Raw genomic sequence first — 7437 nt, forward strand, 5'->3', positions numbered from 1 at the left:
CATGGCATATGGACCGAACGAGATTCGAACTCGTGATCTCCTCCACGTCAAAGAGGAATCATACCCCTAGACCACCGGTCCTATACAACATAATAATATTAGAAATAAGTAATATATAAACTTTTCTTATAATCATAGAACAAGTGGTAAAACAAGAAAATAAAATTTTAAAAATAAAAAAAATTGACCAAAGAAATGGCCAATAGATTTTATTCTAAAGCTTTTATTTGAAAATAACCAATTAGTAAATCTATTTGATTGCTAATTTGATATCTTCAGCTTTTACAGTTTTTCTACCAGCGTGGCGTGCGAAATTAACAGCTTTTTGTGCGATTTCGTCACCTTTTTCTTCTAATGCTTCAGCTAATGCAATTTTTGCATCGTCACTAATTCTTTGTGCGCCAGCATTTTTTAAGATACGACCGACTGGTGCGATTGGTAATTCACTCATTATTACACCTCCAATTAAAAGATAGTACAAAATAGTATATAAAGGTATCGGTAAAAAAGAATAATAATCGCTTATATTATAACACATCACTTATTATAATATGCTTTTCAAAATCAATAATAAATATCAATATTACAATAAAATTAAGGATAAAAATTAACTGAAAATATGAAAATAAGAAATTAAAATAACTAAAAAAAATTTCTTTACAATAATTCGCTTTTAAGATAAGTTGCGGTTGCATCTGTGATTTTAACAGTAACAAAAGAACCTAACTCAACATTATCAACAATTACTGGAATATAAGAATCTGTTTTTCCAATAAATCCACCTTTAGAACCTTCTTCAACAACCAAGACATTTTGAGTGGTTCCAACAAGCAGTTTGTTTTCTTCTTCAGTTATTTTTGATTTAATTTCAGATAAAAATTTAGATCTTTTCTTCATAACTTCGGGCGGGATTTCAGGAAGTGAAGATGATATTGCACCTTTCCTATGCTGATATTTTGACAGATGAATCAAACTCGGTTTTATTTTTTTAAGCAAATCAACTGTCATGTCAAAATCATCATCAGTTTCTGTAGGATATCCCACAATAACATCAACTGCCAAAGTTATGTCAGGGATTTCTTTTTTGAATTTTGAAACTATATCCAGGTACTGCTCTATGGTATGACCCCTTCTCATCTCGGATAAAACCTTATCACTTCCAGATTGTATAGGCAAATGAATGAAATCATATACCTTCGGCAGTTTCATTGCTTCAATAATTTCATCAACATCATTTAAAATGTTTTTAGGGTGCATCATTCCAACACGTACGCGAAAATCTCCTTCCAAATTAGCCACTTCTTTAATTAAATCAGATAGTTTCTCACCACTATCCCGGCCGAACGCTGCAGTATCCTGAGCGGTGAGCTGAATTTCACATGCTCCATTTTCAATAGCTTCCTTCGCTTCACCAACAATATCCGCAATCGGATAGCTGTTTAAAGGCCCACGTGCAAAACGAGTACAGCAGAATGTACAAGCACCCAAACAGCCTTCACAGATTTGAATAATATGAATCAGACTACCATCATCCAACTTTGGAACACCGACTTTGCTTTCTTTTGAAAATCCGCATTCACGAACAACATCTCCACAATAAGTGGCATTGACAACATCCGCTGACTTATTTAACTGATGAGGTCCAATCCAAGAGCAGTCAGGCCCAATCTTTTCCAATTTTTCAGGATCAATCTCCACCATGCATCCGCTGACAATGATTTTTTTATCAGGATATTTTTGTTGAAGTTGCTGAATCTTATAGGTGACCTTATTTTCAGTAGGCAATTTAACATAACAGGTATTTACAATAATTACATCTGATTCATCAATATTATCGACAATATCGATTTCATTTTCCAATAAAACACCTGCAATGATTTGCGCATCCGCTTTATTGAATGTACATCCATAAGTTTCAATATAAACTTTCATTATCTCACTATTTTGTTTTCTTTATGATGCATTTAGTCAATTCATAATCATAATTATTGAATTTGACCGGTTTGGAATAAACCCTTGTAATCACATCGGCCTTTGCAAAACCTGAAGTGAGCTTTCTTTCCTGGGTTTTTACAACGTGAACTTTAACAATATGATCTTCTATTTTAACAATGTCACCAGGAGCAATTTCAAAGTCTCTTTCAAGGTCTAATTTGTAGGAGTCAACTTCACCATGCAAATCTACTGAAAAACCAATTCTAGCTGGAATTTCAATAGAATTAGCCCATATGGTATCAATATCTTCAATTTTTGCCTTGTTTACCCTAGTATCACCAATTTCAATACTGGTTACTTCAACCTGACCAAATTCAGAAAGTAAAACATCCCCTTTCTCAAGTTCATCGCTTGGTGATAAATCGATTGTTGTTTTGTGAGATTTATCCTGCTCTGAAATAATAAGTCTATAAGGTTCAGGTTTTTTTAATGAAATCACATCTTTGAAAACATGCTCACAGTCTTCACATCTCAATAAGTATTCTTCAATGAATTTTTTCTTTGATGATTTCTGTTTCGAGTTTAAAATTTCTATTTCATCACTACCGCATATCGGACATTCCATTTTAATCCCTCAAATTATAAAAATTATTCTTTATCTTTTAAATAATGGTTAACTAATCCTTCATCTTCCAAAATTTCCAACATGAATTCCTTAAAAGGTTCAAATGTTTTTGATTCGCCTGTAGTTTCATTTAATAAAATTCCTTTAGATAAATCAATGCTTATGATATCGCCATCCTTTGCTTCAATATCTGATACGATAACAGGCAGTCCGATATTGATTGCATTCCTATAAAAGATTCTTGCAAATGATTTGGCGACAATTGCATCAACACCCGCAGTTTTGATAGCTACCGGTGCCTGTTCTCTTGATGAACCACAGCCAAAGTTTTCATCAGCTACAATAATGTCTCCTTTTTGGACATTTTTTGTGAAATCCGGGCGTTCACCCTCAAGTACATGATCTGCCAAATCCTGAGGATTAAAAGTTCTTAAATATCTTCCAGGAATGATAACATCAGTATCTATATTTTCCCCAAAAGTCCATGTTTTTCCTTTGATAATATCCATTTATATCACTAATAAGAATAAATTAAAATTAAAAAAATATTGGAGTATTTGGGAAGCCCCAAATACAAAATAAGTTTTTGGTGATTTGAAAATTAAATAATTATTTTTCTCTTAACGGTTTTGCAAATTTTTGCTCAACAGCTTGACGATATTTTGAATTCATTGTACAGAATGGTATGATTCTGCCATCTGGAGTTGCATAATGGATTACACATTTTTTAACCCTGTCAACATCGAAGTTGAACGGATCCATAAAGTGCATGCATGAAATAAGCATTGCATCTTTAGAGAAATCTCCCAACGCTTCATAGTCTCCTTTAGCAAATACATTCAGTAAAATTTTGACAATGTCCAAATCTTCAGGAGTTCTGCTAGGATGAACCATTTTAGGAAGATTTCCGGTTAAACCAGCTAAAACTCTCTTGTGAGAACCAAATTTGCCTTTTTCAAGTTTTTCATTATATTCAGTTAATTTATGGAATAAATCTTCAACATCAATGAAATCTGTAATTGGAATCAGTTTGTCCTTGCCATCACCCTCAGTTTTTTCTCTGAATACATATGTTGCAATTCCACAGTGCTGGTGGCAATTTAGAGTTACCTTAGGTGAATCTTCACCATCCAAACGGGAAATGATTTCCGCAATAGGCTCAACAAATGATGGTGGATAAAATGAATCGGAAGGAACATGACCGTCTGTCACATCTTCAACAATATCAACGAAATCGGAAATTGTGATTCTTTGCTCTTCCACTTCATCGGCAGGAGTTCTTCCAGCAAAAGAAACAGGTTGGAAGTTAACTCCATAAATGATGTCATTATTGTCAAATGCGAATTTGATTATATCACCGACCTGGTGATCATTGATTCCCTTGATTAATGTAGGAACTAATACAATACCCAATCCTGCTTTTCTACAGTTTTCAATTGCATCCAATTTAAATGGGAGTAAATCCTTACCCCTATTGTTAATGTAAGGTTCTGGAGTTACACCATCAAATGCCAAATAGATTGTATTACATCCAGCTTCTTTTAAATCTTTAGCCAATTCTTCTTTCCTAGCCAATCTTAAACCATTTGTTGCTATTTGAACATGGGTAAAACCTTCTTCTTTTGCCATTGCAACAAGTTCGACAATGTCTTTTCTGACTGTAGGTTCTCCACCCGCATACTGAATAGCTAAACATGGATGAGGCTTTAAATTCCTTAAATTCTTAAGCATTTGCCTTATTTCATCTTGTGAAGGTTCATATTTATATCCTGCAGCAGCTGCATTAGCAAAACAGACAGGACATCTCAGGTTACACCTGTTAGTCACATCAATTAATCCTAAAACAGTTGAAGTCTCATGTTTTGAACATAACCCGCAGTTATCCGGACAGCTTGTAATATCATCGACAGAAGGGTTATCAACAGATGTAATTGATGGGATAAATTTTTCAGCCCTTTTATATAATTCTTCATCTCCCCAGTAAGTGTTTACGAACTCACCATGCTCATCACAAGTTTTTTTGATGAATACTTTGCCATCTTCACTAAAAACTTCAGCATCAAGAGTTTTGCCACACTCTGGACATAAACTTTTAGTATCTTTAAACTTCAATCAAATCACCCTCTACTAACAATAATAATTATCATTAGTACAAACTTACATAATATTATATATTTAACTTAATGTAATATTTAAACTTAATTAATATATACTACTTTGAATATAGTATATGTATAACAATTAAAAAGGGAGCATAAATTTAAATGGATATCCAAATGATTCTGATTACATGTGTTATGACACTTTACTTTATCCTGCCTGCCTATTTTTCAAATGGTGCGGGATTGTTGTTCGGCGGAGGCCTACCTGTTGATTTTGGAAAATCAGACAGTAAAGGAGTTCGATGGATTGGTGATGGAGTAACATGGAAAGGTTTGATTGGTGGAACCATAATTGGAATCATCACCGGAATAATACAAGGATTAGTTGCTCCATATATAATTTCTAATTTTGGACAATACATAACTACACCGATAATTACAAACGTTCCCGAAGGAATCATAATCGGATTTTTACTCGGTTTTGGTGCACTTTTAGGTGATGCACTGGGCAGTTTTTTAAAACGAAGGCTTGGAATTGGAAGAGGAAAGCCCGCCCCAATTTTAGATCAACTGGACTTTTTAATAGTTGCCCTAATACTGGTTTCACTAGTTGTTAAACTTGACTTGATGTTTATTGTCATGGCAATAATATTAACATTAATCATTCACCTGCTGGCCAATACCGGCGCATATTTGCTTGGTCTAAAAGATGTATGGTACTAATTTAAAAAAAAAGAATTTTGAGAGAGTGATTTGACACTCTAAATTAAATATTTATTCATCATTACGGCAGTTCCAACGGCCGGCGCTACAACGCATTCTTCATCGGTTAGAATATCTCCCATGGATTTAACTTCGAGACCTAAAAGTTCTGCAGCAGGTCTGTCCAATATGTCTTTGCCCAAACCAGTTGTAACAATCAAATCAAGACCTTGAACTTCCACTACTTGTTTTAGACCGTCTGCAATCTGTTCAATTTGCTTTTGATGAATGAATTCTGACATTTCAACAATCTCATCCATAGACAGCATTTCCAAATCGGCACAGACAACACGAGCTATTCTTTTGGCACAATCCAATTTGGATTTGCCTTCACCATCAAATGTATCACAAACATAATCTTCAGGATTTATTAAGTCTAAAACAGTATAAACATCAGCAGTTTGTGCAAACAGTTCAGATGCTACCCTATATTCCTTTCCATTCAGTTCCACTTTATCCAAAAAGCTTGCAAGATTTGTCCTTAATGTTCCTGTGTATACAAGCTCGCCTGTGGCTGATCTGTCAAAGTCGGATTTTCCAATGGCGCATTCATTTCCATCTTTTATTGGTATGATATCAGTTGTAGTGCTTCCGGTATCAATGAAAATGCAGTTGTCAGATATCAGTGTTGCTATTTGTGCTGTTGCAATCCAATTGGCAGCCGCTGCCTTAAGTGGAGTTTTTTCAATTTCATCCTTTGAAAGCATTCCCTCAACTCCAACATAAGCTGTTGGACAGTCAAAAGTTTCTTCACATTTTCTTACGACATCTAAAACTCCATCCTTTTTTGTATCGTATGCGTCAACAAGTTCTGCAGTCATGGAAATTCCAACTGCATCAATTTCAGAAATCGGACAAATATTTTCAATTAATTCCACCAGCACACGTGATAAATCATCGTTATTGCTCCACATTGGAAGATATGCAAAATCAACTTTGATATTTTTAATTTCATCTCCATCAAAGTCTATTACAGCAAGGTCTGTATTTGCACCACCAATATCAAATCCAGCTACTTTCATATTATATTCTCCTTATTTCCAGGTCATCTCCTGATTTTTTGAATTCAACTTCACCTTCAAGAGACACATCAATGTCTTCAATGTTAATGTCACCATCGATTAAATCTACAATAGTTTTTCCGATATTGAAGTTGGCAATTTGCTTTAAACCTACATACGGAGTAGTGAATCTTGAATTTATTTCTAAAAGATATACGGAATAGACATCTTTTTCATCTGCGTTGATGATTAAGTCAACACCGACAAAACCTTTTAGTCCCTCAATTGCTTCAACCGCTTTTTTAGCTATTTCAAATGCTTCATCCTTATATTTGTTTTCAAATGGTACTTTTCCACCTAAATATGTTCCCTTATCGTCTTTAAGTTCGACAAACTGTTCATTTAAGCTAATTGGAATAGCTGTTTTTCCATCAGATATTAAACTAACGCTGACATCAGTGCCTTCAATGAACTCCTGAACAATAACTCTGGAACCCGGAACGAAAATCTTATCCAAATCAAGGGTTAAATCATCAATATCTTCAATGACAACAATATCTTCACAGTCAACACCAATCAATGGTTTTATGATGATTTTTAATTTTGTCAAAGGATCTTCCGCTTGCCATTTTTCATATAGATTTTCAATGGCTCTTTTCCAGTATCCCTTTGGATCTATTTTGAACCTGAATGTTCTTGGCTGTGGAACAACATCATAGAGTGTTTCGTAAGATTCTGATTTGTCAGATGACTTGAAACAGGCTTCCGCTGAAGAAGTGTATATTTTTACATCGTTTTCTTCAAGGATTTTTGTAATGTTGTATAAATTGTTATTGTTTTCCGCAGATATGAAAATAGCTTTGCTAAACTGTCCGGCATTATCAGCCAGCCAATCAACAACATCACCTTCAATTAAAATCGGATTTACATTATCAAAACCATTTATAGCTTTTTCATATGATTTGTTTATCACTACATCTTTTTTGAAATCTTTTAAATCATCTAAAAGTGC

Annotated in this window: 8 protein-coding genes and 1 tRNA gene; 1 reads left to right on the forward strand and 8 read right to left on the reverse strand. The window is 34.2% G+C overall.

Annotated features, from left to right (window positions below):
• Nucleotides 1-9 precede the first annotated feature (9 nt).
• The 6 genes from ACJMLH_RS06795 to tes all read right to left on the reverse strand — a co-directional run bounded on the left by ACJMLH_RS06795 (nt 10) and on the right by tes (nt 4672).
• Nucleotides 10-81, reverse strand: a tRNA-Val gene (locus ACJMLH_RS06795).
• 169 nt (nt 82-250) lie between these two features.
• Nucleotides 251-451 (reverse strand): histone family protein, encoded by a 201-nt coding sequence (locus ACJMLH_RS06800; RefSeq protein ID WP_042691314.1) that lies wholly within the window; start codon nt 449-451, stop codon nt 251-253.
• Between the two features lie 206 nt (nt 452-657).
• On the reverse strand, nt 658-1932 hold the full coding sequence (locus ACJMLH_RS06805; protein WP_405276040.1) for a tRNA (N(6)-L-threonylcarbamoyladenosine(37)-C(2))-methylthiotransferase: 1275 nt from the start codon (nt 1930-1932) through the stop codon (nt 658-660).
• 7 nt (nt 1933-1939) lie between these two features.
• Entirely contained in the window at nt 1940-2560 is a 621-nt protein-coding gene (locus ACJMLH_RS06810) for an HVO_0476 family zinc finger protein (RefSeq protein ID WP_405276042.1), read from the reverse strand.
• A 23-nt stretch (nt 2561-2583) separates the two neighbouring features.
• Nucleotides 2584-3069, reverse strand: coding sequence for a homoaconitase small subunit (gene hacB / locus ACJMLH_RS06815; protein ID WP_405276044.1), 486 nt, complete (start codon nt 3067-3069; stop codon nt 2584-2586).
• Nucleotides 3070-3169: 100 nt separating this feature from the next.
• Entirely contained in the window at nt 3170-4672 is a 1503-nt protein-coding gene (tes, locus tag ACJMLH_RS06820; RefSeq protein WP_405276046.1) for a tetraether lipid synthase Tes, read from the reverse strand.
• 152 nt (nt 4673-4824) lie between these two features.
• On the opposite strand from tes, the gene ACJMLH_RS06825 reads away from it, so the two are divergent.
• A complete protein-coding gene (locus tag ACJMLH_RS06825; RefSeq protein WP_405276048.1) occupies nt 4825-5385 on the forward strand; it encodes a CDP-2,3-bis-(O-geranylgeranyl)-sn-glycerol synthase in 561 nt (186 codons plus the stop codon).
• A 38-nt stretch (nt 5386-5423) separates the two neighbouring features.
• Here ACJMLH_RS06825 and ACJMLH_RS06830 read toward each other — a convergent pair whose 3' ends face one another.
• Nucleotides 5424-6446: a hydantoinase/oxoprolinase family protein gene (locus tag ACJMLH_RS06830; protein ID WP_405276050.1), complete on the reverse strand. Its 1023-nt coding sequence runs from the start codon at nt 6444-6446 to the stop codon at nt 5424-5426.
• Nucleotide 6447: 1 nt separating this feature from the next.
• On the reverse strand, nt 6448-7437 hold a 990-nt coding region (locus ACJMLH_RS06835), incomplete at its 5' end, for an ATP-grasp domain-containing protein (RefSeq protein ID WP_405276052.1).

It is taken from the genome of Methanobrevibacter sp. (assembly GCF_045116495.1).
Lineage (GTDB): Archaea > Methanobacteriota > Methanobacteria > Methanobacteriales > Methanobacteriaceae > Methanocatella.

Excerpts from the sequence above, each read along its gene's own strand:
- ACJMLH_RS06800 (WP_042691314.1), bottom strand. The coding sequence starts at position 451 with ATGAGTGAATTACCAATCGCACCAGTCGGTCGTATCTTAAAAAATGCT.
- ACJMLH_RS06805 (WP_405276040.1), bottom strand. The coding sequence starts at position 1,932 with ATGAAAGTTTATATTGAAACTTATGGATGTACATTCAATAAAGCGGAT.
- ACJMLH_RS06810 (WP_405276042.1), bottom strand. The coding sequence starts at position 2,560 with ATGGAATGTCCGATATGCGGTAGTGATGAAATAGAAATTTTAAACTCG.
- hacB (WP_405276044.1), bottom strand. The coding sequence starts at position 3,069 with ATGGATATTATCAAAGGAAAAACATGGACTTTTGGGGAAAATATAGAT.
- ACJMLH_RS06825 (WP_405276048.1), top strand. The coding sequence starts at position 4,825 with ATGGATATCCAAATGATTCTGATTACATGTGTTATGACACTTTACTTT.
- ACJMLH_RS06830 (WP_405276050.1), bottom strand. The coding sequence starts at position 6,446 with ATGAAAGTAGCTGGATTTGATATTGGTGGTGCAAATACAGACCTTGCT.